This is a genomic window from Nonomuraea sp. NPDC050547 (genome assembly GCF_044457345.1).
Taxonomy (GTDB): domain Bacteria; phylum Actinomycetota; class Actinomycetes; order Streptosporangiales; family Streptosporangiaceae; genus Nonomuraea.
This window is the reverse complement of record NZ_JBITGW010000017.1, coordinates 226,111-249,099: the sequence shown is the minus strand read 5'-3', so window position 1 is coordinate 249,099 and position 22,989 is coordinate 226,111. Positions and strand designations below refer to the sequence as shown.

The window sequence follows — 22,989 nt, the reverse complement described above, 5'->3', positions numbered from 1 at the left end:
GTGCCATGTTGACGATGCTCGGCATGGCCGCCTCCCTGACGATCACCCTCCTGCTGTGCTTCCTGGCCGTTCTGCTCATCTCGGCGCTCACCCTCGTCGTGCTCGGCGTACTGGCCAGACCCCGCTGAACGGTCAGAGGGACAGGCCCGCGGCGCCGGCCTCGAAACGCAGCCGCTTCTCCAGCGACACGACCGCGCCGTTCTCGCGCCGGTTGGTGAAACGCACGTCGTCGGCCAGCGCGCGCATGATGAGCAGCCCCCGCCCGCTCTCCGCGCTCTCCTTGGGCTCACGGACCTGGTGGGGGTCGAAGCCGCCGCCGGTGTCCACGACCCTGATCACACACAGGTCGTCGTGGACGCCGGCGGTCACCATGTACTCGTCGCTCGGCGCGGCGTGCCGTACGACATTGGTGCAGGCCTCGCTCAGCATGAGCTCGATGTCGTCCCTGATCTGGGGAACGACGCCGAGCGATCGGAGCGTGCCGTCGAACATCTGACGGATGAGCGGCACGCTCGCGGCGTCTCTGGGCAGTCTCAGCGCGATGGTCGCCTCCATGGGCGCACCATGCCCGGAACCTCGCCGGTTATGCGTCCCTAAGACTCCAGCAGGCTGATCGCGACCTCCAGGGTCGCCTTCCTGCGCTCCTCCGGGCCGGCGTCCACGTCCTGGGTCAGCCACATGCCGGCGTGCAGGCTGAAGATCGCCAGCGTGCGCCTGATCCTGGTGGTCAGCGGGTCGCCGGGCTCGACGAGCTCGGCGATCACCTCCAGCATCTTCTCCCGCATCCGCAGGATCTTCGGGTGGTCGCGCAGGGCCGTCTGGTTGCGTTCGAGGAAGCGGGCCAGCCCGGCCTGGCGCGGCCGGTCGAGGCTCTCGGCGTAGCGCACGATGAGCTCGCGGCGGGTCTCGGGCGTGCGGGGCTGCTCCCGCAGCCACTCCAGCAGTTCCTCGATCTCGGCGACACGGTCGTCGGCGAGGCTCGCGACGATGTCGTCCTTCGTCTTGAAGTGGTAGTAGAGCGCGGCTTTGGTGACGCCGAGCTCCTCGGCGATCTCCCGCAGGGAGGTCGCCTCGTAGCCCTGCTCGGTGAAGAGCCTGAGGGCGATCTGCTGGATCCGCGATCGGGTGTCTTCCCGCAATGTGCACCTATTTCGAGGGATTAGTACGTAGTCTAGTCTAAGCTTGCCGGTCGGCAAGTAAGTAAGATCCAAAACTGGGGGTGTAATCGTGGAAAGACGGCGCGAAGTCATGGTCGTCCTCCCTGGCCTGATGCTCGCGATGGTCCTGGCGATGCTCGACAACATGATCGTGGGTACGGCGATGCCGCGCATCGTCGGCGAGCTGGGCGGCGTCACCCATCTGTCCTGGGTCGTCACCGCATACGTGCTGGGCACCACCGTCTCCACCCCGATCTGGGGGAAGATCGGCGACCTGTACGGGCGCAAGACCATCTTCATGGTCTCCATCGTCATCTTCATGATCGGTTCGGTGCTGTGCGGCATGGCCGGATCCGAGCTGCTCGGCGGCCCCGAGGGCGGCATGATGGAGCTCATCGCCTTCCGTGCCATCCAGGGCCTGGGCGCCGGCGGCCTCATGGTCAACGTCATGGCCATCATCGGCGACCTCGTCCCGCCGCGCGAGCGCGGCCAGTACCAGGGCATCACCGCCGGCGTCATGTCGCTGGCGATGATCGCCGGCCCGCTGGTCGGCGGCTTCATCACCGACCACCTCGACTGGCGCTGGGCCTTCTACGTGAACCTGCCCGTCGGCGGCCTCGCCCTCGCCTGGCTCGCGGTCAAGCTCAAGCTCCCCAAGCACGTCAACCAGGTGCGCATCGACTGGCTGGGCGCGATCCTGCTGTCGATCAGCATCACCGCGATGGTGCTCGTCACGGCCTGGGGCGGCAGCCAGTACGCCTGGAGCTCCCCGCAGATCCTCGGCCTGGGCGCGCTGGCCATCGTGACGCTGGCCGCGTTCATCCCGATCGAGCGCCGCGCCGCCGAGCCGATCATGCCGCTGCAGCTCTTCCGCAACCGCAACTTCACGCTGATCTCGGCCATCGGCTTCCTGCTGGGCTTCGCGATGTTCGGCGCGATCAACTTCCTGCCGCTCTACCAGCAGACCGTCCAGGGCGCCTCGGCCACCAACTCCGGCCTGCTCCTGCTGCCGATGATGGGCGCCGCGATGGTCGTCTCGATCTTCGTGGGCAAGGCCATCACCGCCACCGGCAAGTACAAGCTCTACCCGATCCTCGGCGGCGTCGGCATGGCGCTCGGCATGTGGCTGCTCTCGCTCATGGGCGTGGGCACCCCGGAGTGGCAGACCGGCCTGTTCATCGGCGTGCTCGGTGTCGGCATGGGCTTCCTCATGCAGACCACGATGCTCATCGCCCAGAACAGCGTCGAGCAGCGCGACCTCGGCGTCGCCTCCAGTACCTCGACGTTCTTCCGCTCGATCGGCGGCTCGTTCGGCGTCTCGGTGTTCGGCGCGATCTTCAACAACCACCTGCTGTCCGGGATGACCGAGCGCCTCGGGGCGGAGGAGGCCGCGCGCCTGGCGGGCGGCGGGGGCCGCCTGGACCCGGCGACCCTGGCCGCCATGGTGCCGAGTGAGCGCGCCGGAGTGCTGGAGTCGCTGGCCGGGGCCACCTCCAACATCTTCTGGTGGGCCATCCCGTTCGCGGTCGTCGTACCGCTGCTGGCGCTGTTCATCAAGGAGATCCCGCTGCGGGGCGGCGCGCCCGAGCCCGCGCAGGAGCCAGAGGAGTCGCTCAAGGGAGCCTGAACAACTGGTCGAGCGCGGTCACCTTGAGCAGCCGGCGCAGGTGCGGGCTGACCGCGACCAGCCGCAGGGCCGCGCCCTCCGACTCGGCCTGCTGGTGGAGGCGGACGAGCGCGGCCAGGCCGGAGGAGTCGATGAAGGAGACCCCGGCCAGGTCCAGGTCGAGACGGTGGTAGCCGGACTCGAACACCAGCCCGGAGAGTTTCGCGGCAGTGTCGAAGGCGAGGTCGCCGGTCAGCGAGAGCCTGACGGTGCCCGGGACGGGAGTGGCGACCTCGACGCGCAGCGGGGTCTTGTCGAGCACGCCACCAGCCTACGACGAGGGAAAAATCGGAGGCGGAAAACCCGATAGATCGGGACAATATCCTGCATGAACACCCATCGGATCCGGCGCCCGCAGATCGAGGACGCCGCCGCCATCCACGACCTCGTCTCCGCCTGCGACCTGGCGGTGCTCGGCCGCGTCGACACCACGCTCGAGGACATCGCCGACGAGCTGGTCGAGCCCGAGTTCGACCGCGACACCGACGGCTGGCTGGCCGAGGACTCCGATGGGCGCCCGGTCGGCTGGGCGTGGGCCTGCCGTAAGGGCGACAGCGACAACGTCGACGTGGAGGTCCTGGTACGGCCCGGCACCGAAGGCCTGTCCGCGGGCCTGTGGGCGCTGGTGCTCGGCAGGGCCAAGGAGATCGCCGCCGAGCTCGGCCACGGCGGCGCCACCGTCGACATCGGCGTCTACCGGGACGACGAGGCCAAGCGGGCCGAGGCCGGCGCGAAGGGCTTCCAGCCCGCCACCAGCTTCCACCGCATGCGCGTCGACTTCACCGCCCCGCCCGCGGCCCCGGAACCGCTGCCCGGCCTCACCCTGCACACCGGCGAGGACGACGAGGTACGCCGCCAGGCCCACCTCGTCCACCAGGAGGGCTTCGCCGACCACTTCGGCTTCACCAAGGTCGGCTACGACGCCTGGTACCAGCGGCGCGCGGCCCAGAGCGTCAACGACTGGTCACAGCTCATCGTGGCCAGGGTGGACGGCGAGCCCGCCGCCATGCTCCACGCCAACAACGCCTTCGTCCCCGACGAGGACTGCGGCTACGTCGGCACGCTGGCCACCCTGCCCGCCTACCGGGGCCGCGGCCTGGGCCGCCACCTGCTGCTCCAGGCGTTCGCCGCCGACCACGCCCGCGGCAGGAAGGGCACGATCCTGCACGTCGACTCCAACAACACCACCCCGGCGCTCGGCCTCTACACCTCGGCCGGCATGAGCCCGGTCATGGTCATCGACGTGTGGCGCCGCCGGGTCTGAGGACGTCGTCAGGCCCTGACCCGGTGCGCGGCCAGATGCTCCAGCACCGACTGGTTGGCCTCCCACCCGTCGGGGAACTTCACCGGCACGCCCAGCTGCACCGGCTCGGCCGACGGGTGGGCGTCCAGGAGTTCGGCGATGCCCGCCCGCGCCACCACCACGCACGCGTGCCGATGCCGCGAGGCCAGCACGCACAGCCGTCCCGACTCCAGGTGGAAGGCGGTCGCGTCACGCCGCCCCGACAGCGGGTGCAGCACGATCGTCACGTCGTACTCGCGGCCCTGCAGCCGGTTGGCGGTGTCCACGGTGATCTCCGGCGGCAGCCCCGCGTTCCTGATCGCCGCCACCTGGTCGCGGTGGGCCGCGCCGACCGCGATGCGCTCGGCCGTCACCGGCCGCTCGCCCTGCTCAGAGCTCGCCACCGCGCCCCGCTGCAGCAGCCGCGCCGCCAGCAGCGCCGCCGCCTGCACGGCCTCGCCGTCGGTGCGGACCGTGTGCCGGTTCGGCAGCTCCAGCAGCGACCACCCCGAGCGCGCCGCCTCCTCCAGCGCCCGGTCGTGCACGGTCCCGAGCCCGCCCGTGCTCAGCTCCAGCCGCCGCTCACCGGGCCCGGTGCCCGAGGTGAAGCCGGTGAACGGATAGAAGGCCCGCGAGACCACCGGCGCCGCCGAGGCCGGCAGCCGCCAGGAGACCGGCAGCCGGTGCACCGGCAGGTCGCCGTTGTGGCGCAGCAGGACCGACACCGCGCTCTGCAGCGGATCCCACGACAGCCCCGACCAGCGGTCCGCCTCCACGATCGAGAACGGGTCGAGCTGGCCGGGATCGCCCACGAACAACGCCCGCTCGAACAGCGCGGCGATGCGCAGCAGCTTGTCCGAGCGCATCTGGTACGCCTCGTCCACGATCGCCCACGGCCAGGTGCGCCCGGAGATCCACGCCCACTTGTCGGAGGTGGCCAGGACGATGTCCGGGTCGCCCAGGTCCTGGATGCGGGTGCCGACGGTGACGCCGGGAAGCTCCAGCAGCCGGCGCGGCGGCACGTACCCGCCGGCCGACAGCCGCCCGACGGTCAGGTCCGGGTGCTTGTCGCTGATGCGGGTGACCAGGTCGTCGACCTGCTCGTTGGTCTGCGCCACGATCATCAGCGGCTCGCCCGTCGCCGCGATGTGCGCCGCGGCCCGCACCACGAGCGTCGACTTGCCCGCGCCGGGCGGGGAGTCGACCACCACGCCGCGGTGTCTGGGCAGGTCGGCCAGGACGTTCTGGATGACCTCCTCGGGGCTCACTCCCACGCCTCCCTGGCGTCGTCGTCGTTCGGCACGTACTCCAGCGGCGGGCCGCCGTGCGTCCACGGGGTCGCCTCGGGCTCGGGCAGCGTCGCGGCGCCCTGAAAGTCGTCGGTCAGCGTGGTGTAGCAGACCCGCTCGCCGACCTCGGGGACCGAGCCGGGGGCGGGCGTCTTGCCCCTGCCCATCCCCTTGGTGATCTTCAAGGTGACCAGGCCGCCGCCCGCCTCGACCAGCTCGGCGCCCTGGCCCCTGCGCTGCGGGGTGCCGAGGGCGCTGCCGGGCGGCAGCCGTACCGGATCGTCGGTCTTGACCACCACGAGCGGGCGCAGCTTGCGCGAACGGCCCTCGCCCTCGAAGTTGTCCGGCTCGGTCTGCACCACCTCGCCGGCGAACGCCTCGCCCGACAGCCGGTGGTCGGCCATGATCAGCGGGTCGTCGTAGGCGCGCTGCACGTCGTAGGAGGCCTGGGCGCGCTCCATGCGCGACAGGCGGGAGGCGGCGGCGACCGCGCCGTCGCGGCGGGCCTGCGGTGGGCCGCCCTCGGCGAGCTGCGTGGCGAAACCGCTGTAGGAGCCGCGGTCCAGCTCCCACCGCTGCGCCACGCTGGCGCCCTCGGGCAGTGCCCGCAGCAGGTCGGCCGCCTGCCACATCAGCCGCCACGTGGGCTCCAGCTGGGTGCGCAGCGCCTCGGTGATGCGCTCGGCCGAGCCGTTCTCGATCGCGGGCGCCAGCACCTCGGAGTCGAAGCCGGGGTCGGTGGCGGGCCCGGCGGGCGGCCAGACCAGCGGGTCCTCGGCCTCGTCGGAGGGGCGTCCCTCGACCCACGCCATCAGGGCGGCCAGGTTGGCGTCCTCCAGCGCGCTCTGCCCGCTGGCCCAGTGGCGGCCCAGCTCCTCGGTCACGGCCAGCGTCAGCGACGAACCCGGGTAGGCGGCGCGCTCGGCCAGATACGTCAGCCAGCGGCCCAGCAGCGGCACGCCCTCCGGCACCGGGTACGGGCCGTCGACGCGGCGAAAGCGGGTCGAACGGCCCAGCAGCGCGGTGAACGCCACGCCCACGCGGTTGGGCAGCAGCACCTGCGGCGCGTCGAGCGCGCGCTCGTAGGGGTCGGCGTTCTTGCGCTCGACCGTCTCGGTGTCGGCCAGGAAGCTCTCCAGATACGGCAGCAGCAGCCCGGCCAGCTCCGCGGTGAAGGCGAAGCGCAGGTCGCGGTTGCGCGGCTGGGCCACCACCAGCAGCTGGGGCGCCTGCCGGTCGGTGCCGAACATGGCGGCCAGCGGCGCGGCGGCCTCGCCGGACAGCTTCAGCGGGATGAACACCATCGGCCGCTCGGACAGGTGGCAGTGCCGCACGGTCGCGATCGGCTGCGCCCGCCCCTCCTGCAGGGCGCGCAGCTTGGCCAGCGACGTCAGGAGACTCATGCGAGGCAGTCCTGGCGCAGCCGCTCGGCGCCGCGCAGCAGGCGGGCGATCTCCTCCTGCCCCTCGCGCGGGGCCCGGGTGCCGTCGGCCAGGCCGAGCGCCTCCTCGACGCCGGCCACCCCGCCCAGCTCGTCGCGGACGTTGCGGCCCAGCAGGTCGGAGGCGCCCTCCTCGCGGGCCTCGTCCCGGCAGAAGAAGCACAGGTCGCAGGTGGAAAGGCAGTCGGGCGCGTAACGGGCGGCGACCGCGCGCAGCGCGTCGGCGAGGTCCGCGGCGCGGCGCAGCGGCAGGCCGTCCTCGCCCGGCTCCAGGTCGAAGGTGAGCTCCTCCGGCAGTTCCTCCAGCAGCCGGTCGAGCGTGGTCATCCTGGTCAGCTGCCTGCGCAGCACCGCGAGCTGCCTGCGCACGTCCACCAGTTTCGCGACCGGCCGGTTGGCGAAGTTCTCGGGGCAGACCAGGACCACGTCGTGGGAGACGGCCAGCGGGTCGTGGCCGAGCTCCTCCAGCATGGTGCGCAGCGCCAGCACGTACACGGCCGCCTGTCGCGCGGCCGCCGCGACCGCGGCCGGGTCGGCCTGGCCGTCCACGATCGCGAACGACTTGATCTCCACGATGTGGAAGCGGCCCTCCAGCTGGAAGGCGACCACGTCCGGCTCCAGGTAGGCGGTGTGGCCGGCGATGTCCAGGCTCAGCAGCGGGTGGTCGTAGAGCGTGCCCGCGTCGTGCTCGCCCCTGGCCGCCCGGTCGAACAACGCGCGGGTGTGGGCGTGGCGCAGGTGCGCGCCCACGTTCTCCACGTCGTGGTAGGCGACCTCGGCGATCGGCAGCTCCAGCAGCTCGCGCAGCATGCGCAGCAGCTCGGCGCAGCCGTCGGACTTGACCAGCGCCTCGAACTGGTTGCCGCGGGTGATCGCGAACGGCGACTGCCCGAACGGCGCGGGAAAGCCCAGATGCCGCGCGGCCGCGTCCTTGTCCACCCCCGCGCCGTCCATGAGCGCCCGGCGCGCGCAACCCGGATTCGCGGCCAGTGCCGCGATGGCCCGCGCGTCGTGCGGCTTCGGCGGTGTCGTCCCCCGCAGCGCGTCGATCCGTCTCACGCCGTGATCCCTTCCTTGCCGAGGGCGCCGACGTTGGCGGCGCTCAGGAGCGCGGCGCCGAACAGCCGCGCGGGGTCGTCCAGTTGCTCGCGCGCGCGGGCCGCCAGCCCGGCCCGGTCGCGCGTGTCCCGATCAAGGTGTACGGCCAGCTCCGCCAGCGCCATCTCGGCCACGCGGCCGGGATCGACGTCCTTGCCCAGCTCGACCAGCTCACCGCCGGGGATGTTGCGCCCCATCCTGGCCACCAGCCGCAGTGACTCCGGCGACGGGCCCGCGCTGCGCTGGATGTGCCGGGCCACCGCCGCCGCGCAGGTCAGGAAGTCGACCCTCGGGCTCAGCGGCCCCACCACCCGCCGCTCCAGCGGCCAGGTGCTCAGTGTGAGCAGGCCCCGGGCGGGGGAGAGGCGGTCGGTCAGGGCGGCGCACAGGTAGTACGGCCGGCCGTACGGGCTGGAGCGGAAGGAACGTTCCTCGTCGCGGCGGATGCTGGTGAGCTGCGCGGAACGCAGCCCGCCGGAGAAGAACGCCTCGCTGACCGCCACGATCAGCCGGGGCTGGGCGGGGGCGCCGAGCGCGTCGAGCGCCTGGTGCACCCGTTCGCGCACGGTCGTGGCGCCGGCCCGCTTGCCGCCCGGGGTCTGGACGGGGGAGCTGACCAGGGAGTCCCAGGTGCGTTCCGCGGCGCGCAGGTCGGCGCGCAGGCCCCGGGCGGTGACCGCGTCACGGGCGCGCATGGCGCGGCGCACCCCGGCGCGGAGTTCGTCGATGCGCCTCTCCAGCTGGTCCAGCCGGTCACTCATGGCGCGAGGGTAGCAGGAGTTCCAGTATTTCCCAGTAATTTCGGCACGCGGCGGCGTGGCGCATGGCGCGAACCTCTGGTAGAGAAGGTGATGATACGTATAATCACGCCATGACCTACAAGGACCCCTCACTCCCCACCGCGGCGCGGGTCGACGACCTCGTGGCCAGGATGACCCTGCAGGAGAAGGCGGGACTGCTGTTCCACACCATCTCCTGGTTCGCGCCGCCGCCGGGGGCCGAGACCGCCGAGAGCATGATCGACGGCAGGCACATGAACCACTTCAACGTGCTCGGCGGCGGCTCGCCGCGCGAGATGGCCGAGTGGCACAACGCGCTGCAGGAGCGGGCCGCCGCCACCCGGCTGGGCATCCCGGTGACGCTCTCCACCGACCCGCGGCACTCCTTCTCCGGCAACCCGGGCGCGTCCATGATGGCCGGGGCGTTCTCGCAGTGGCCGGAGCCGCCGGGGCTGGCGGCGATCGGCTCGGCGGAGCTGGTCCGGACCTTCGCCGACATGGCACGGCAGGAGTACCTGGCCGTCGGCATCCGCGTCGCCCTCCACCCCCAGATCGACCTGGTCACCGAGCCTCGCTGGTCACGCGCCAACGGCACCTTCGGCCAGGACGCCGAGCTCACCTCCCGCCTCGTGCGCGCCTACATCCTCGGCTTCCAGGGCGAGCGCCTCGGCCCCGGCAGCGTCGCCTGCATGACCAAGCACTTCCCCGGCGGCGGGCCGCAGAAGGACGGCGAGGACCCCCACTTCGCCCACGGCCGCGAGCAGGTCTACCCCGGCGGCCGGTTCGAGCACCACCTGAAGCCCTTCGAGGCCGCCTTCGACGCCGGAACCTCACAGATCATGCCCTACTACGGCATGCCGGTCGGCACCGAGCACGAAGAGGTCGGCTTCGGCTTCAACAAGGGCGTCATCACCGGCCTGCTGCGCGAGCGCTACGCCTTCGACGGCATCGTCTGCACCGACTGGGGCCTGATCACCGACGCCTTCATCATGGGACAGGAGATGCCCGCCCGCGCCTGGGGCGTGGAGCACCTCACCCCCGCCGAACGCGTGCTGAAGGCGTTCGAGGCCGGCGTCGACCAGTTCGGCGGCGAGGCCTGCCCCGATCTGCTCGCCGAATGGGTCGAAGCCGGGCGGATCAGCACCGGGCGGCTGGACGCGTCGGTGCGGCGGGTGCTGCGGGAGAAGTTCACGCTCGGGCTGTTCGACGCGCCCTTCGTCGACCCCGACGCGGCCGGGGAGATCGTCGGGCGGGCCGCCTTCGCGCGGGCCGGGTTCGAGGCGCAGACCGCCTCGCTCACCCTGCTGAAGAACGGCCCGCTGCCGCTGGCCGAGGGCGTGCGCCTGTACGTGGAGGGCGTGGACGCCGGCCTCGCCGCCGGTTACGGCAAGGTCGTGCCGGCACCGGAGGAGGCCGACGTGGCCGTGCTACGGCTGGCCGCGCCGTACGAGCCGCGGCCGGGCGCCTTCGAGGCCTTCTTCCACTCCGGCAGCCTCGCCTTCGACGCCGCCGAGATCGACCGGATCACCCGCCTGCAGCGCACGGTGCCCACCGTCGTGAACGTCTACCTGGAGCGGCCCGCGGTCTTCCCCGAGATCGCCGAGGGCGCCGCCGCCGTGGTCGCCGACTACGGGGCGAGCGACCGGGCGCTGCTGGAGGTGCTGTTCGGGCGGGCCGAGCCGAAGGGGCGGCTGCCGTACGAGCTGCCGCGGTCGATGGCGGCCGTCGAGGCCAGCCCGTCCGACGTCCCGGGTGGCACCCGCGACCCGCTCTACCCCTTCGGGCACGGCCTGCTCTCCTGATCAGCCGCGTACGGCCAGCACCCAGCTGTGGTCGTCGGTCAGGAACCGCTCCATCCGCAGACCGGCCCGCTCCAGCTCGGCCCGGAGGTCGTCGTCGGTCAGGCGGCGCGACCAGAACGACTGGGTCCACACCCGCTCGTCCTGCGTGTACCGCATCGTGGAGGCGACCACCCCGGGCCGCACCGGCTCCAGCGCCGCGAGGGTGATGGTGAGGTTGCCCGTGGTGCGCCCCCGGCCGACCTCCCACGCGTCGTGCTGCTCGGCCGGGGTCCACTGGATGAGGACGGAGCCGCCGGGCCGTACGTGCCGGGCGCACGCCGACAGCAGCTCGCTGCGCGCGTCGTCGTCGGCGGTGTTGACCAGGTAGGAGGCGAGCAGGACCGCGTCGAACTCGCGCTCCAGCCGCAGCTCCTGCGCCCGTGCCCGCACGGTCCGCGCGCCGCGCACGTGCGCGAGCATGTCCGCGGACTCGTCCACGGCCACCACCTCGTGGCCGAGCGCGAGCAGGGGATGGGTGAGCCGCCCGACCCCCGAGCCGATCTCGAGGATCGACGCGCCGGGCGAGAGCGCGGCGCTGACGATCTCGGGCTCGCCGCCGGGCTCGATGAGGAGATAGAACTCAACAGGGGATCCGTCAGGTGTGATCGAACCAGGACCAGTGCCACTGTTAGCCATGTATCCACGCTAAAGCCTGCACTCCGGGCCGTCTGTCCCAAGATCGAGACATTGTCCGGATTCCACGGGACGATGAAGACGTGGGACGTCACCTGGCCGCCGCCGCGGTGGGCCTGCTCGCGCTGCCCGCCGTCTACTACCTGACCGAGGCCGGCGCGCGGGCGCTGCGCGCCGGCTACACCGGCTTCGGCCCGAGCCCGGCCGGATTCGGATACCTGAGCGCCGTGGCCGCGCTGGCCGGGCTGCTGACCGGATGGCAGCGGCTGTCCCCGCTGGCCGCGATCATCTGCGGGCTGCCGCTCGTCGCGCTCGGCGCCCTGTTCGCCACGCGGCTCGACCTCGCGCTGCTGGTGGCGGCGGGGCTGCCCCGCTGGGGCGCGCTGCCGGGCGAGCCGCCGGGCACCCTGGCCGGGGTCACCGGCCTCTACACGGTCGTCGGCGCGCTGCTGGTGACCTCGGCGCTGTTGCGCGGACGGGAGCGATCTATCCTTGCCGGGTGAGGGGACGCAGCCCGGACCGGCGCAGGGCGCTGCTCGACGCCGCCGACCGGGTGATCGAGCGTGACGGGCACGAGGTGTCGATGGCCGCGATCGCCGCTGAGGCCGGGATCACCAAGCCCATCCTCTACCGTCACTTCGGCGACAAGAGCGGCCTCTACCAGGCGCTGGCCGACCGCCACGTGCGCACCGTCATCGACCGGCTGCGCCCGCAGTTCACCGAGGGCGGCGGCGACCTGCGCTCGCGCGCCCGCGCCGCGATCGCCGTCTACCTCGACCTGATCGGCGCCAACCACAACCTCTACCGCTTCCTGTTCCACCGGGCCAGCGCCGAGGACAGCAAGATCCGCAGCCACATGACCACGCTGGTCAGAGGTCTCGGCGAGGAGCTCGCGCAGGTGCTGGTGGCCGAGGGCGTCACCCCCGATCCGGTACGCGCCCAGGTGCTCGGCCACGCCTTCATCGGCATGGTCCAGACGACCGCCGACTGGTGGCTCGACCATCCCGGCGTCGACCCCGGCGAGGTCGTCGACGGCCTGGCCGAGGTGATCGTGGCCGCGCTCGCCCCGCGCCCGCTCAGCCCCCGAACCGCGACGGCTTCCCCTGGGCGCGCACGCACCTGAGCGCCCACGCGGACAACCCCTTCGAGGCCGGCCGGCGTGCGGTGCCGGCCGGGCGTCCGCAACGCGTCTTCAGCGGGCGCCGAGCAGTTCCAGCAGGTCCCACTCCGTCTCGCACACCCGCCGCCCGATCGCCGCCAGCTCCACCGACCGCGCGCCGCCGGCCAGGTGCCGCATCGTCTGCATGACGCAGATGACGCCCCACTTCAGCACCCCGAACGCCTCCCACCACCGCAGCGCCGCCCGGTCCACCGCGTGCCCCGAGGCCTCCTCGTAGGCGCTGACCAGCTCGTCGTAGGTGCCGAAGCCGCCCACCGGCGCCTTCTGCCCGAACCGCCACGCCTTCACGCACAGCCAGCCGAGGTCCTCGACCGGGTCGCCGGCGTGGGCCAGTTCCCAGTCGAGCACCGCCCGCACGCCCTCGGGCCCCACGATCAGGTTCCCGTTGCGGAAGTCGCCGTGCACGACCGTGCGCCGCGCGCCTTGCGGCCGGGTCGCCGCCAGCCTGCGCAGGGCCAGCTCGAACACCGGATGCGGCTGTCCGGTCAGATCGAGCACCTCGCGCCACCGGGTCAGCGCGTCGGTCTCCTTCTGCGCGGGCAGGGCGCCGAGCGGCATCCGGTGCACCGCCGCCAGCGCCCGCCCGCACTGCGCGGCCAGGAGCGGCCGGGCGTGCCGGTAGGCCTCGTCGCGCAGGATCTTGCGCGGGATCGTCTCCCCGTCCACCCGCGCCATGAGGATGTAGGAGTCCCCGCAGGCGACGATCTCCGGGACCGGGACGCCCGCCTCGGCGGCGGCGCGCATCAGGACCGCCTCGGCAGCCAGTCCGCCGCCGGTCTCCGGGGGCGCGCCGGTCTTCGGGGGCGCGCCGGGGTTCGGGGAGGTGCCGGGGTTCAGGGGCGCGCCGGGAGAGTCCAGGCGCAGGACGAGCGCCCGCTCACCGCCGGGCGTGTCCACGTCGAGCGACCAGGTCTCACGTGAGGCGCCGCCGGGCAGCCGCGCGCTCGACAGGACCGCCGCCCCCGCGCCCAGCGCGTCCCGCACGATGCCCGCCACCCGGTCGCCGGTGCGCGCGTTCATCGCAGGCCGAACTCCCACGAGCCGCCGCTCGTGTACGCGCCCAGGACCCGCCTGCCGACCGAGTCGATGTGCACCTCGTCGGGGCCGTCGTAGATGCGTCCGGCGCGGGCGTGCCGGTACATCCGGTCCAGGGGCGTGTCCGGGGTCAGGCCCGCCGCGCCGTACACCTGGATGGCCCGGTCGATCACGTTGTGCAGCATGCGCGCCCCCACCACCTTGATCGCCCCGATCTCGACGCGCGCGTCGGAACCGGCGTCCACCGCCTGCGCCGCGTGCAGGGTGAGCAGCCGCGCGGACTGGATCTCGGTGTAGGAGTCGAAGACGTGCTGGCGCATGAGCTGCTTCTTGGCCAGCGGCTCACCGAACGCCGTACGCCCGTGCAGGCGGCGGCACATCAGGTCGAAGGCCCGCTGCGCCTGCCCGAGCCAGCGCATGCAGTGGAAGATCCGGCCGGGCCCGAGGCGCTTCTGGGCGATGACGAAGCCGTGGCCGCGCTCGCCGAGCAGGTTGGCCGCCGGGACGCGGACGTCCTCGTAGCGCACCTCGCAGTGGGCGCCGCCGAGGCCGAGCACGGGCGTCTCGCGGACGATCGTGTAGCCGGGCGTGCCGGTCGGCACCAGGATCATGGAGAAGGCCAGGTGGGGCGGGGCCTCCGGCTCGGTGCGGCACATCACGGTGGTGTAGGCGGCGCGGGATGCGCCGGTGGTGAACCACTTGTGGCCGTTGATGACCCATTCGCCGCCGTCGAGCACCGCTTCGGTCTGGATCTGGGTGGGGTCGCTGCTGGAGACGTCCGGCTCGGTCATCGCGAAGCTCGGCCAGATGTCGCCGCGCACGAGAGGCTCCAGGTAGCGCTCGCGCTGGCCGCTCGACGCGTGCTCGTGCAGCATCAGGGAGTCCTGCAGCGTGAACGTCCCGAGCGCGAGCTGGCCGAACTCGCTGCGCCCCTGCACCTCGTTGACGTAGACGTAGTCGAGGAACGGCAGGCCGCCGCCGCCCAGCTCACGCGGATGGCCGAGCGCCCACAGGCCCTCCTTCTTGGCCTCCTCCTGCAGCTCGCGCAGCGTGGCGGCGTCGCCGTCGCACAGGGCGGGCTCGGCGGGCTCGACCCGCTCGGTCATGAACGCGTGGACGGCGTCGCGAACCGGCCGGACGCTGTCGGGTACGGCGAAGCTCATGAAAGGATCACACCGTCTATCCGTTGCCCGGTCAACGGATAAGCGGTCACTTTCCAACGTCTTCGGCGGAGCGGAGAGGAGGCGCCATGGCGGCGCCGCACGACGTGCCCGACGCGGCCCAGCTGGTCGCGGCGGTCAGGCAGTTCCTGGAGTCCGATGTACTGCCGGCGGTCGAGGGCCGGGTGCGCTTTCACACGCGGGTGGCGATCAACGTGCTCGGCATGGTGGAGCGGGAGATCGAACTCGGCCCCGCCCAGGCCGCCGAGCACGCGGAACGGCTGGCCGGGCTCGGCGTGGGCACCGACGCGGAGCTGGCCGCCCGGATCAGGGAGGGCCGCGCCGACGACCCGGAGCTGCTCGCGGCCCTGACCGCGGCCGTGCGCGCCAAGCTCGACGTCGCCAACCCCGGCTACGCGGCTCCGTGACGCGCTCCTGCGGTCCGGGCGGATGGCAAGGCGCAGATCACCGCCCGCCCGGACCGGGGCACGTACCGTCTGCACGGGGGCGACGGACGGGGCGTGCCCATTTGTCCACGGTGTGCCCGCGGAGGTTGCATCAACGTTGCCCCTCCGCGGCGGCCGCTAGTGCGGTGCGGACACGTCCAGGTCCTTGACCCGAGGGTCGCCCTCGTCGGCGAAGTACTCGTCGCGCCGCGTGCCGTCCTCGCCGTCGGCCACCTTCGCGGCGCGCAGAGCCACGGTGACGACGGCGGCCACCAGGAGGTTGACGGCCAGGGCCAGGATGCCGGCGTAGACGGTCGTCTTGGTGTCGAAGCCGAGCTCTCCCAGTGAGAACGCCGAGCCGCCGAAGTGCAGCTTGCCGGAGGCGGGGTTCGGGATGGTGTAGAGCATCCACATGCCGGCCGCCAGGCCCAGGGCCCAGCCGGCGATGAGGCCGTTCTTGTGGAACCACCGGGTGTACAGGCCCAGGGCCACCGAGGGCAGCGTCTGCAGGATGATCACACCGCCGATGAGCTGCAGGTCGATGGAGAACTGCGGGTCCAGCAGCAGGATGCACAGGACCGCGCCGACCTTGACCACGAGCGAGACGAGCTTGGAGACCGTGGCCTCCTGCTTGTCGGTGGCGTTCTTGTTGAAGTACTCGCGGTAGATGTTGCGGGTGAACAGGTTCGCCGCGGCGATGGACATGATCGCGGCGGGCACGAGCGCGCCGATGGCGATCGCGGCGTAGGCGACGCCGGCGAACCAGTCGGGGAACATGTTGTCGAACAGCACCGGGACGACCGTGTTGCCGATCGGCTTGCCGTTCTCGCCGATGACGGGCTTGGTGCCGGCGGCGATCGCCATGTAGCCGAGCAGGGCGATGAGGCCGAGCAGGAAGCTGTAGGCGGGCAGTGCGGACATGTTGCGCTTGATGACGGTGCGGTTCTTGGCGGCCAGCACGCCGGTGAGGCTGTGCGGGTAGAGGAACAGCGCCAGCGCCGAGCCGAAGGCCAGCGTGATGTACTGCAGCTGGTTGCCCGCGTTCAGCAGCAGGCCGTCGCCCGGGGCGGGGGACTTGTCGAACTTGGCCGCAGCCGCGTCGAAGATGTTGCCCCAGCCGCCCAGCTTGATCGGGATGTAGACGACCGCCGCCAGGATCACGATGTAGATCAGCGAGTCCTTGACGAAGGCGATCAGCGCGGGGGCGCGCAGGCCCGACTGGTAGGTGTAGGCCGCCAGGATGGCGAAGGCGACGATGATCGGCCAGTGGCCGGTGACGCCCATCGACTGCAGCACGGCCTCGATGCCGACGAGCTGCAGCGCGATGTAGGGCATGGTCGCGACCAGCCCGGTGATGGCCACGACCAGCGCCAGCGTCGGCGAGCCGAAGCGCGAGCGCACGAAGTCGGCCGGGGTGACGAAGCCGTGCACGTGCGAGACCGACCACAGCCGGGTCAGCACGAGGAAGACCAGCGGATAGATCACGATGGTGTACGGCACCGCGTAGAAGCCCAGCGCGCCCGCGCCGAACACCAGGGCGGGCACCGCCACGAAGGTGTAGGCGGTGTAGAGGTCGCCGCCGACCAGGAACCAGGTGATCCAGGTCCCGAAGTTGCGCCCGCCGAGGCCCCATTCGTCGAGGCTCTCGATGTCCTTCGGCTTACGCCAGCGGGCGGCCACGAAGCCCATGCCGCTGACCAGGGCGAACAGTGCGATGAAGACGACCAGCTCGGTCGTGTGCCCGCTCACTTGGTCATCCTGTAGACGACCACGGTGCAGGCGACGCCGACGAGGATGAAGGCGAGCTGCAGCCAGTAGAACAGCGGGAAGCCCATCAGCCGGGGTTCGTCGGCGTTGAACAGGAACGTGCACAACGGCAGCACGATCGGCACGATCAGCAGCCAGTTCCACGGGCTTTTGTCGGTGCGAGGTGGCGGCTCGGCCATGACCCCTCCGGTATGACAGTGGTTCGCGAGTGAGGGGACACTAGCGTCACAACCCAGAAGGCCCAATGACTGAAATATCACGTTTTGGCCTATTTCTAGACCATTGGGGGGATGGCAGGGGAGGCGTCATCCGACGTGACATTAGTGAGGTTCGGCCGGGAAACCGGTCGCGGATCGGCGAACGGTCGGCTCTTCGCGACGAACGGTCAGGCGGGCGGTCAGGCGAGTTCGTCGGCGATGTCCCGGGTGCCGTACCCCTCGGGCGCCGGCACCTCGGTGATCGGGTCGTCGCGGTCGTCGAACTCCACCCGCAGCGCCCTGGCCATCGTGGCGTGCATCTCGTACATGCAGGTGACGTAGGTGAGCTCGAGGATCTGCTCGTCCGGCAGGTGCTTCTTGAGCACGGCGAAGACCTCGTCGTGCACCCGGCCGCCGTCCAGCACGAGCGCGTCGGTGTAGGCGAGCACGGCCCGCTCCAGCTCGCCGAAGACGGTGCTCACCTGCCAGGAGGCGACCGCCTGGATCTTCTCCTCCGGCACGCCGATCGCGCGCATCTGCTTGCAGTGCTGCGAGTAGACGAACCGCGACTGCCTGGCCCATCCGGCGCGGGTCTGGCCCAGTTCGCGCAGCACCGGGTCGAGCGCGGACTCCCGGTAGAGCTGGAAGCCCTTCACGCAGTGGCGCAGGATCGCCGGGTCGAGCGCGAAGACCTCCCACCAGTCGCCGGGCGAGCCCGTGGCGGTGCCGTCGCCGGTCAGCAGGCGGTCGTAGAAGAACGCGGTGAGCGGATCGGCGACCTCCTCACGCGGGACCCGGCGCAGGCGCGGCATCAGGCGGTCCGGTCGGCGGCGGTCTTCGGCTCGTGCCGCACGTCCTCCTCGCGGCCCAGTTCCCGCAGCCAGCAGGCGAACTCGACGAGGACGCCGTCGGGGTCCTTGAAGTAGATCGAACGCACGAACACGCCCTCGTGCGGGGCGGGGGCGACGCCGAACTCGCTGTCGTCGTGGTTGAGCAGCACGCCCACGTCCACGCCCTTGGCGATCAGCCGGTCGCGGTACTCCTCGATCTTGTCCGGCGGCACGTCGAAGGCGATGTGGTTCATGGAGCCGACCGCCGACAGCAGCTCGCCCCGGTCCGGCAGTCCCTTGGGCGCCGAGATTCCGGGCACCGCCTCCGGCGCGTCGGGGAACCAGAAGAAGGCCAGCGCGTTGCCGCCGCCGGCGTCGAAGAAGAAGTGCTGGCCCCAGCCCATCGGCAGCTCGATCGTCTTGATGAGCGGCATGCCCAGGACGCCGGAGTAGAAGTCGACGGTCCGCTTCATGTCCGAGCAGACCAGTGCCAGATGGTTGACCCCGCGCAGTTCGAACTCTTCGTTCATGGTAACTCCTTACTTATCACGCGAGCATCCTTGAGAAAACATGACATGAGGTGTCCTCTTTTCGGCCGAGAGTGGTCTTCATGAACATCGCACTGGTGGCAGGGGCCACACGAGGCACGGGCCGGGGCATCGCCGTACAACTCGGCGCCGCCGGTTACACCGTCTACTGCACCGGCCGCTCCAGCGGATCGCGGCGCTCGGAGATGAACCGGCCGGAGACCATCGAGGAGAGCGCCGCGCTCGTCACCGCCGCCGGCGGCACCGGCATCCCGGTCCGGGTCGACCACCTCGACCAGGAGCAGGTCAAGGCCCTGGTGGAGCGGATCGAACGCGACCACGGACAGCTCGACGTCCTGGTCAACGACGTGTGGGGCGGCGACCGGCTCACCGAGTGGAACGTCCCGGTCTGGGAGCACGACCTGGACAACGGGCTGCGCCTGCTGCGGCTGGCGATCGACACCCACATCATCACCAGCCACTACGCGCTGCCGCTGCTGTCCAGGAAGCCCGGCGGACTGGTCGTCGAGGTGACCGACGGGACCAAGAAGTACAACGACGGCCACTACCGGCTCTCGCTCTTCTACGACCAGGCCAAGACCGCCGTCGTCCGGCTGGCGTACGCGCTCTCGCACGACCTGCGCGAGCACGGCTGCGCCGCCGTGGCCCTCACGCCCGGGTTCCTGCGCTCGGAGGCGATGCTGGAGAACTTCGAGGTGACCGAGGAGACCTGGCGCGATTACATCCCGAAGAACGCCACCTGGGCGGTGTCGGAGACGCCGGCCTTCGTCGGGCGGGCCGTGGCGGCCCTGGCCCAGGACCCGGACAAGATGCGCTGGACCGGCCAGTCCCTCGACAGCGGCGGCCTGGCCCAGGTCTACGGCTTCACCGACCTCGACGGCAGCCGGCCGGACGTGTGGCGCTACATCGACGAGGTGGAGGACGGCGGCAAGAAGGCCGACGCGTCCGAGTACCGCTAGCCGTCAGGGGTGTACAGGCGGGCCGTCCGCAGGACGGCCTCGCCTACCATCGCGCGCAGCTCCGGCGGCGCCAGCACCTCCGCCTCCGGCCCGAACCGCAGCACCTGCGTGAACGCGACCCTCATCGACTCCACGGCCAGCTCGACCGTCCCGTCCTCGCCCAGCGAGGCCAGCGCGTCCTCCAGCGCGGCCGGGTCGGCGATGTGCCGCAGCATGCGCACCCCGGACGGGCTGAGCCGCAGCGTGACGGTGGCGCGCAGCAGGGAGCGGGCGAAGCGGGCCGACTGCCGCCGCCAGTACGCCGCCAGGTCGAACCCCGGATCGCGGGAGAAGCCCTCCTCCCGGGCCACGACCGCCTCCACCCGGTCCACGCGGAAGGTCAGGAAGTCACCCGCGTGCGCCACCAAGTACCAGACGCCCGCCTTGAGCACCAGCCCGTACGGACGCACCGTGCGCTGCCTGCCCTTGTACGCCAGCCCGACCACCCGATCGCTCCACACCGCCCTGGCCAGCGGCGCCAGCGCGGCCGGCGGCGGCTCCTCGCCGGCGAACCAGCCCGGCGCGTCCAGGTGGAAGCGCTGCGCCGCCGTCGAGGGCGCGTCCCGCAGCCCGGGTGACAGCGCGGCCGCCGCCTTCAGCCGGGCGGTGGCCGCCACGTCCTGCAGCCCCATCTCGCGCAGCGCCCCCGGCACGCCCGACAGGAACAGGGCCTCCGCCTCGGCCCGGTCGAGCCCGGTCAGCCGGGTGCGGTAACCCTCCAGCAGCCGGTAGCCGCCGCGCCGCCCCCGGTCGGCGTAGACCGGGACGCCCGCCTCGGACAGCGCCAGCACATCACGGTGGACGGTCCGCTCGGAGACCTCCAGCTCTTCGGCCAGCTCGGCCGCCGTCATCCCGCCCCGCCCTTGCAGCAGCAGGATCACCGACATCAACCGGGACGCGCGCACGATCCGACTCTAAGGGCCGGGCACTTCCGGCAGAAGGACGGCCGAGGGATGAGCGGGGGAGTGGAGGACCTCCACGTCGGCCGCCAGCATGGGCCCGCCGTCCGCGATCGGGTCGCCGGTGCCCGGGTTGCGGGCGATCGTCGGGTACGCCCCCGCCGCCACGTGGACGCGGATACGGTGGCCGCGCTTGAAGCGGTGCCCGATCGGCCACAGGTCCACCTCGACCCGCCGGATGTCCTCCGGCCCGCCGAGCGTGCGCCGTACCCCCTCGCAGATGTTCATGGACGCGCCCGACGGGTGCACGTCGCAGACCCGCACCACCACGTCGGTGCAGGGCGCGCTGGAGCGCACCGACAGCTCGGCCCCCACGGGACCGATCATCTCGGTGTCGGCGCGCAGCGGCGCGGAGGTGTAGACGAGCACGTCGCGGCGGGCCTCCAGGCGGCGCTGGTCGCGTGGGCGGGAGTCGGCCAGCAGGACCGGGCCGCCGATGACGGGCGTGGGATGGGCGGGGTGGTAGCGGAAGCCGTCGGCGCCGTCCTCGCCGGGCGCGGCCGGATCCAGCCCGAACCCGGACCGCAGGTGCCAGCGGCGCATCCGCATCCCCGGAACCGGCCAGTCCGGATAGTCACGCCACTCTCCGGCGCCGGTGACGTGCAGCCGCACCGGGTCGGCCCGCAACCGGGAGAAGTCACCCAGCAGGTGGGCGCGGAACCAGGTCAGCGCCTCGGCGACGGAGGGGCGGCCGTGGCGCATGTCGACGTGGTACCAGGGGCCGATGGTCAGGTACGGCCGCCGCCCGGCCCTGCGCATCGTCAGATAGTCCTTGATCTGCCAGGGCAGGAACACGTCGTACCAGCCGCCGAGCATCGTGACGGCGGCGCCGACGTCGGCCACGTCGGGGGAGAAGTCGCGCTTGGCCCAGTACGGCGCGGCGGGATCGCCGTGATGGGCGAGCAGATCCTGGTAGAAGGCCAGCGGATGCCCGGCCGAGACCAGGTCGAGCTCGCCCATCGGCCGCCCGGACAGTACCGCGCGGCGCGTCAGCCGGGGCGCGGTCAGCGCGGCGGTGCCGCCGAAGCGGCGTGACATGGCGTCGGTCAGCGTCGTCCAGCTCAGCGCCGACTCCAGCGCGAACGCCCCGCCCACGTAGGCGGCGTCGCGGAACTGGGAGGCGGTGATCTGCGTGGCCATCGCCCGCAGGTCGGGACCGGCGTAGGGGGCGATGGCCCACTGGGTGTAGCCGAGGTAGGAGGGGCCGAAGGTGGCGAAGCTGCCGCCGTACCAGGGCTGCTCGCGCATCCAGGCCACGGTGGCCAGGCCGTCGTCGTGCTCGTCGCCGAGCGGGTCGAGCAGCCCGCCGGAGCCGAAACCGCCCCGGCAGGACTGCATGACGACCTGGAAGCCCTGCCGGGCGAAGCCGCGGCCGAACATCCATCCGAAGGCGCCCCTGCGGCCGTACGGCGAGCGGATGAGCACGACCGGAGCACGCGGCGCCCCCACGGGCGCGTAGTGGTCGGCCAGCAGCCGGACGCCGTCGGGCATGGGGACGGGCAGGTCTCTGGTGACACGTATTGGATATTTCCCCCGCATATCTCAACGGGTAACAGACGCGCGGGCGGGGGGACAAGGGGGATTCGCGCCCAGAGGCGGGTCAGGCGTGCCTTTGACGGCCGGTGCGGGGCGTGCCGCCCGTGTGGCTTCACGGCCGGCCGGGCGTGCCGCCGATGTCCCGGTCAGACGGGGTTCCGGAGGGCGTCAGCCCTGGTCGAGCGGCAGCGCGATGTCCACGACCTGGCGGCGGGACGGGAACGTTCCCACCTGCACGGCCGCACCGGTCAGGGGGTCGACGGCGTAGAAGCGGGAGGAACCGCTCACGGTCAGCGCCGCGTAGGCGGTGTTGGCCGAGGCGGCGCCCTTGCGCAGCGTGGTGTAGATGTCGAAGCCGGCCGCGGGGCCCGCGTCCACGCCGAGCTTGCCGGTCGGGGCGAGGTTGCCGGCGTTGGCCGGCGACTGCACCGCGATCTGGTCGGCGGTGGTGTCCACGTCGAACAGCGTCGTGGCCGTCGTCGCGTCCAGGTCGTTGTTGGTGTAGGCGGCGCCGCTCACGCCGAGGGCGGTGAGGCCGGTCGTGGCGGGCGGCACGGGCGGGTTGGTGAGCTTGCCGTCGGTCGCGGTCGTGCCGGTGGCCGGGGCGCCCATGGGGTCGTCGATGTTGTGGCGCAGGTTCTGGCCGGTGTCGCTGATCACGCGCAGCCGGTTGGCGGCGGGGTTGAAGTCGACGCCGAAGTTCTTGCCGTCCAGCGCGACGCTGAGCTGGGAGACCTTGGTCGCCTTGGCCGCCCCGGACAGCGTGTAGACGCCGCCCTGGTCGCCGACGGCATAGAGCTTGCCGTCCTGCACGCGGTAGTCGATGCCGACCACCTTCGCGTCGCCGTTCAGCCCGTTGACCTTGCCGATGTCCGTGACGGAGCCGGGACGGTCGGCGCGGAAGGCGACCAGCCTGCCGTCGGCCGTCAGCCCGGCGACCCGCAGGGTCGCGCCGTCGCGCCGAGGGGAGGCGTCGGCGAGCGCGGGCGCGGCCAGGCCGGCGCCGGCGGCCGCCACGATGGCGGCGAGGGCCAGTGTCTTACGCATGGGTGCTCCTTCTCGTGGGGACTTTGCCTCCTTCTTCGTCCGGGGGCGCCCGCCGGATTGACCTACGGTCGCGTAGGGCCTGACGTTCGCGGCAAACTAT

The 22,989-nt window shown here is 72.0% G+C and carries 25 protein-coding genes; 8 read left to right on the top strand and 17 right to left on the bottom strand.

Going from position 1 to position 22,989, the window contains the following annotated elements; translation table 11 throughout:
* Positions 1 to 5: 5 nt before the first annotated feature.
* Positions 6 to 128, top strand: a complete 123-nt coding sequence (locus ACIBHY_RS37525; RefSeq protein WP_379623248.1) for a hypothetical protein — start codon at positions 6 to 8, stop codon at positions 126 to 128.
* A 4-nt stretch (positions 129 to 132) separates the two neighbouring features.
* Here the strand turns inward: ACIBHY_RS37525 and ACIBHY_RS37520 are convergent, their stop codons facing one another.
* Positions 133 to 555 (bottom strand): ATP-binding protein, encoded by a 423-nt coding sequence (locus ACIBHY_RS37520; protein WP_397255538.1) that lies wholly within the window; start codon positions 553 to 555, stop codon positions 133 to 135.
* Between the two features lie 38 nt (positions 556 to 593).
* Positions 594 to 1,139: a TetR/AcrR family transcriptional regulator gene (locus ACIBHY_RS37515; protein ID WP_397255541.1), complete on the bottom strand. Its 546-nt coding sequence runs from the start codon at positions 1,137 to 1,139 to the stop codon at positions 594 to 596.
* An 88-nt stretch (positions 1,140 to 1,227) separates the two neighbouring features.
* Here ACIBHY_RS37515 and ACIBHY_RS37510 point away from each other — a divergent pair, with 88 nt between their 5' ends.
* Complete coding sequence (locus ACIBHY_RS37510; RefSeq protein WP_397255543.1) at positions 1,228 to 2,784, top strand: MDR family MFS transporter; 1,557 nt, start codon at positions 1,228 to 1,230, stop codon at positions 2,782 to 2,784.
* Here ACIBHY_RS37510 and ACIBHY_RS37505 read toward each other — a convergent pair.
* Complete coding sequence (locus ACIBHY_RS37505; RefSeq protein ID WP_397255545.1) at positions 2,771 to 3,085, bottom strand: STAS domain-containing protein; 315 nt, start codon at positions 3,083 to 3,085, stop codon at positions 2,771 to 2,773. The genes ACIBHY_RS37510 and ACIBHY_RS37505 overlap by 14 nt on opposite strands.
* 66 nt (positions 3,086 to 3,151) lie before the next feature.
* On the opposite strand from ACIBHY_RS37505, the gene ACIBHY_RS37500 reads away from it, so the two are divergent.
* Entirely contained in the window at positions 3,152 to 4,087 is a 936-nt protein-coding gene (locus ACIBHY_RS37500; protein WP_397255547.1) for a GNAT family N-acetyltransferase, read from the top strand.
* A gap of 8 nt (positions 4,088 to 4,095) precedes the next feature.
* Here the strand turns inward: ACIBHY_RS37500 and ACIBHY_RS37495 are convergent, their stop codons facing one another.
* From ACIBHY_RS37495 to ACIBHY_RS37480, 4 genes are read right to left on the bottom strand one after another with little or no spacing between them, the layout of a single operon-like run.
* Complete coding sequence (locus ACIBHY_RS37495) at positions 4,096 to 5,373, bottom strand: AAA family ATPase (RefSeq protein ID WP_397309187.1); 1,278 nt, start codon at positions 5,371 to 5,373, stop codon at positions 4,096 to 4,098.
* Positions 5,370 to 6,797: a hypothetical protein gene (locus ACIBHY_RS37490; RefSeq protein WP_397255551.1), complete on the bottom strand. Its 1,428-nt coding sequence runs from the start codon at positions 6,795 to 6,797 to the stop codon at positions 5,370 to 5,372. Before ACIBHY_RS37490 ends, ACIBHY_RS37495 begins: the two co-directional genes overlap by 4 nt.
* Positions 6,794 to 7,894 (bottom strand): hypothetical protein, encoded by a 1,101-nt coding sequence (locus ACIBHY_RS37485; RefSeq protein ID WP_397255553.1) that lies wholly within the window; start codon positions 7,892 to 7,894, stop codon positions 6,794 to 6,796. Before ACIBHY_RS37485 ends, ACIBHY_RS37490 begins: the two co-directional genes overlap by 4 nt.
* On the bottom strand, positions 7,891 to 8,694 hold the full coding sequence (locus ACIBHY_RS37480; protein WP_397255555.1) for a hypothetical protein: 804 nt from the start codon (positions 8,692 to 8,694) through the stop codon (positions 7,891 to 7,893). Before ACIBHY_RS37480 ends, ACIBHY_RS37485 begins: the two co-directional genes overlap by 4 nt.
* Before the next feature lie 110 nt (positions 8,695 to 8,804).
* Between ACIBHY_RS37480 and ACIBHY_RS37475 the strand changes: the two genes are divergently transcribed.
* On the top strand, positions 8,805 to 10,514 hold the full coding sequence (locus tag ACIBHY_RS37475; protein WP_397309186.1) for a glycoside hydrolase family 3 protein: 1,710 nt from the start codon (positions 8,805 to 8,807) through the stop codon (positions 10,512 to 10,514).
* Here ACIBHY_RS37475 and ACIBHY_RS37470 read toward each other — a convergent pair whose 3' ends face one another.
* Complete coding sequence (locus ACIBHY_RS37470; RefSeq protein WP_397309185.1) at positions 10,515 to 11,189, bottom strand: class I SAM-dependent methyltransferase; 675 nt, start codon at positions 11,187 to 11,189, stop codon at positions 10,515 to 10,517.
* Between the two features lie 80 nt (positions 11,190 to 11,269).
* Here ACIBHY_RS37470 and ACIBHY_RS37465 point away from each other — a divergent pair, with 80 nt between their 5' ends.
* Together ACIBHY_RS37465 and ACIBHY_RS37460 are read left to right on the top strand one after the other, a co-directional pair.
* Positions 11,270 to 11,689: a hypothetical protein gene (locus tag ACIBHY_RS37465; protein WP_397255561.1), complete on the top strand. Its 420-nt coding sequence runs from the start codon at positions 11,270 to 11,272 to the stop codon at positions 11,687 to 11,689.
* Complete coding sequence (locus tag ACIBHY_RS37460) at positions 11,686 to 12,309, top strand: TetR/AcrR family transcriptional regulator (RefSeq protein ID WP_397255563.1); 624 nt, start codon at positions 11,686 to 11,688, stop codon at positions 12,307 to 12,309. The genes ACIBHY_RS37465 and ACIBHY_RS37460 overlap by 4 nt, the downstream gene beginning before the upstream one ends.
* A 69-nt stretch (positions 12,310 to 12,378) precedes the next feature.
* Here the strand turns inward: ACIBHY_RS37460 and ACIBHY_RS37455 are convergent, their stop codons facing one another.
* Together ACIBHY_RS37455 and ACIBHY_RS37450 are read right to left on the bottom strand one after the other, a co-directional pair.
* Positions 12,379 to 13,386 (bottom strand): phosphotransferase family protein, encoded by a 1,008-nt coding sequence (locus ACIBHY_RS37455; RefSeq protein WP_397309184.1) that lies wholly within the window; start codon positions 13,384 to 13,386, stop codon positions 12,379 to 12,381.
* Positions 13,383 to 14,564 carry an acyl-CoA dehydrogenase family protein gene (locus tag ACIBHY_RS37450; RefSeq protein ID WP_397309183.1) on the bottom strand — a complete coding sequence of 394 codons (1,182 nt, stop codon included), beginning with the start codon at positions 14,562 to 14,564 and terminating at the stop codon, positions 13,383 to 13,385. Before ACIBHY_RS37450 ends, ACIBHY_RS37455 begins: the two co-directional genes overlap by 4 nt.
* An 86-nt stretch (positions 14,565 to 14,650) precedes the next feature.
* Between ACIBHY_RS37450 and ACIBHY_RS37445 the strand changes: the two genes are divergently transcribed.
* The gene (locus ACIBHY_RS37445) at positions 14,651 to 14,989 is read left to right on the top strand and encodes a DUF6285 domain-containing protein (protein ID WP_397255568.1); all 339 of its coding nucleotides are present in this window, start codon (positions 14,651 to 14,653) and stop codon (positions 14,987 to 14,989) included.
* Positions 14,990 to 15,145: 156 nt separating this feature from the next.
* Here the strand turns inward: ACIBHY_RS37445 and mctP are convergent, their stop codons facing one another.
* The 4 genes from mctP to ACIBHY_RS37425 all read right to left on the bottom strand — a co-directional run bounded on the left by mctP (position 15,146) and on the right by ACIBHY_RS37425 (position 18,331).
* A complete protein-coding gene (mctP, locus tag ACIBHY_RS37440; RefSeq protein ID WP_397255570.1) occupies positions 15,146 to 16,756 on the bottom strand; it encodes a monocarboxylate uptake permease MctP in 1,611 nt (536 codons plus the stop codon).
* Complete coding sequence (locus ACIBHY_RS37435) at positions 16,753 to 16,953, bottom strand: DUF3311 domain-containing protein (protein WP_379623284.1); 201 nt, start codon at positions 16,951 to 16,953, stop codon at positions 16,753 to 16,755. Before ACIBHY_RS37435 ends, mctP begins: the two co-directional genes overlap by 4 nt.
* A gap of 218 nt (positions 16,954 to 17,171) precedes the next feature.
* Positions 17,172 to 17,783, bottom strand: a complete 612-nt coding sequence (locus ACIBHY_RS37430) for a carboxymuconolactone decarboxylase family protein (protein ID WP_397255572.1) — start codon at positions 17,781 to 17,783, stop codon at positions 17,172 to 17,174.
* Complete coding sequence (locus tag ACIBHY_RS37425) at positions 17,783 to 18,331, bottom strand: VOC family protein (protein WP_397255574.1); 549 nt, start codon at positions 18,329 to 18,331, stop codon at positions 17,783 to 17,785. The genes ACIBHY_RS37430 and ACIBHY_RS37425 overlap by 1 nt, the downstream gene beginning before the upstream one ends.
* Positions 18,332 to 18,411: 80 nt before the next feature.
* Between ACIBHY_RS37425 and ACIBHY_RS37420 the strand changes: the two genes are divergently transcribed.
* A complete protein-coding gene (locus ACIBHY_RS37420; protein ID WP_397309182.1) occupies positions 18,412 to 19,308 on the top strand; it encodes an SDR family oxidoreductase in 897 nt (298 codons plus the stop codon).
* Here the strand turns inward: ACIBHY_RS37420 and ACIBHY_RS37415 are convergent.
* The 3 genes from ACIBHY_RS37415 to ACIBHY_RS37405 form a co-directional block, all read right to left on the bottom strand.
* A complete protein-coding gene (locus tag ACIBHY_RS37415) occupies positions 19,305 to 20,252 on the bottom strand; it encodes a helix-turn-helix transcriptional regulator (protein WP_397309181.1) in 948 nt (315 codons plus the stop codon). The genes ACIBHY_RS37420 and ACIBHY_RS37415 overlap by 4 nt on opposite strands.
* Before the next feature lie 9 nt (positions 20,253 to 20,261).
* The gene (locus ACIBHY_RS37410; RefSeq protein ID WP_397255580.1) at positions 20,262 to 21,797 is read right to left on the bottom strand and encodes a CocE/NonD family hydrolase; all 1,536 of its coding nucleotides are present in this window, start codon (positions 21,795 to 21,797) and stop codon (positions 20,262 to 20,264) included.
* A 213-nt stretch (positions 21,798 to 22,010) separates the two neighbouring features.
* Positions 22,011 to 22,889, bottom strand: coding sequence for a DUF4394 domain-containing protein (locus ACIBHY_RS37405; RefSeq protein WP_397255582.1), 879 nt, complete (start codon positions 22,887 to 22,889; stop codon positions 22,011 to 22,013).
* Between the last annotated feature and the right edge of the window lie 100 nt (positions 22,890 to 22,989).

Bases quoted from the DNA above. Each gene is read 5' to 3' on its own strand.
- ACIBHY_RS37410 (WP_397255580.1), bottom strand. From the start codon at position 21,797: ATGCCCGACGGCGTCCGGCTGCTGGCCGACCACTACGCGCCCGTGGGG.
- ACIBHY_RS37520 (WP_397255538.1), bottom strand. From the start codon at position 555: ATGGAGGCGACCATCGCGCTGAGACTGCCCAGAGACGCCGCGAGCGTG.
- ACIBHY_RS37490 (WP_397255551.1), bottom strand. From the start codon at position 6,797: ATGAGTCTCCTGACGTCGCTGGCCAAGCTGCGCGCCCTGCAGGAGGGG.
- ACIBHY_RS37475 (WP_397309186.1), top strand. From the start codon at position 8,805: ATGACCTACAAGGACCCCTCACTCCCCACCGCGGCGCGGGTCGACGAC.
- ACIBHY_RS37500 (WP_397255547.1), top strand. From the start codon at position 3,152: ATGAACACCCATCGGATCCGGCGCCCGCAGATCGAGGACGCCGCCGCC.
- ACIBHY_RS37420 (WP_397309182.1), top strand. From the start codon at position 18,412: ATGAACATCGCACTGGTGGCAGGGGCCACACGAGGCACGGGCCGGGGC.
- ACIBHY_RS37435 (WP_379623284.1), bottom strand. From the start codon at position 16,953: ATGGCCGAGCCGCCACCTCGCACCGACAAAAGCCCGTGGAACTGGCTG.
- ACIBHY_RS37525 (WP_379623248.1), top strand. From the start codon at position 6: ATGTTGACGATGCTCGGCATGGCCGCCTCCCTGACGATCACCCTCCTG.
- ACIBHY_RS37480 (WP_397255555.1), bottom strand. From the start codon at position 8,694: ATGAGTGACCGGCTGGACCAGCTGGAGAGGCGCATCGACGAACTCCGC.
- ACIBHY_RS37430 (WP_397255572.1), bottom strand. From the start codon at position 17,783: ATGCCGCGCCTGCGCCGGGTCCCGCGTGAGGAGGTCGCCGATCCGCTC.
- ACIBHY_RS37450 (WP_397309183.1), bottom strand. From the start codon at position 14,564: ATGAGCTTCGCCGTACCCGACAGCGTCCGGCCGGTTCGCGACGCCGTC.
- ACIBHY_RS37405 (WP_397255582.1), bottom strand. From the start codon at position 22,889: ATGCGTAAGACACTGGCCCTCGCCGCCATCGTGGCGGCCGCCGGCGCC.
- ACIBHY_RS37470 (WP_397309185.1), bottom strand. From the start codon at position 11,189: ATGGCTAACAGTGGCACTGGTCCTGGTTCGATCACACCTGACGGATCC.
- ACIBHY_RS37445 (WP_397255568.1), top strand. From the start codon at position 14,651: ATGGCGGCGCCGCACGACGTGCCCGACGCGGCCCAGCTGGTCGCGGCG.
- ACIBHY_RS37425 (WP_397255574.1), bottom strand. From the start codon at position 18,331: ATGAACGAAGAGTTCGAACTGCGCGGGGTCAACCATCTGGCACTGGTC.
- ACIBHY_RS37455 (WP_397309184.1), bottom strand. From the start codon at position 13,386: ATGAACGCGCGCACCGGCGACCGGGTGGCGGGCATCGTGCGGGACGCG.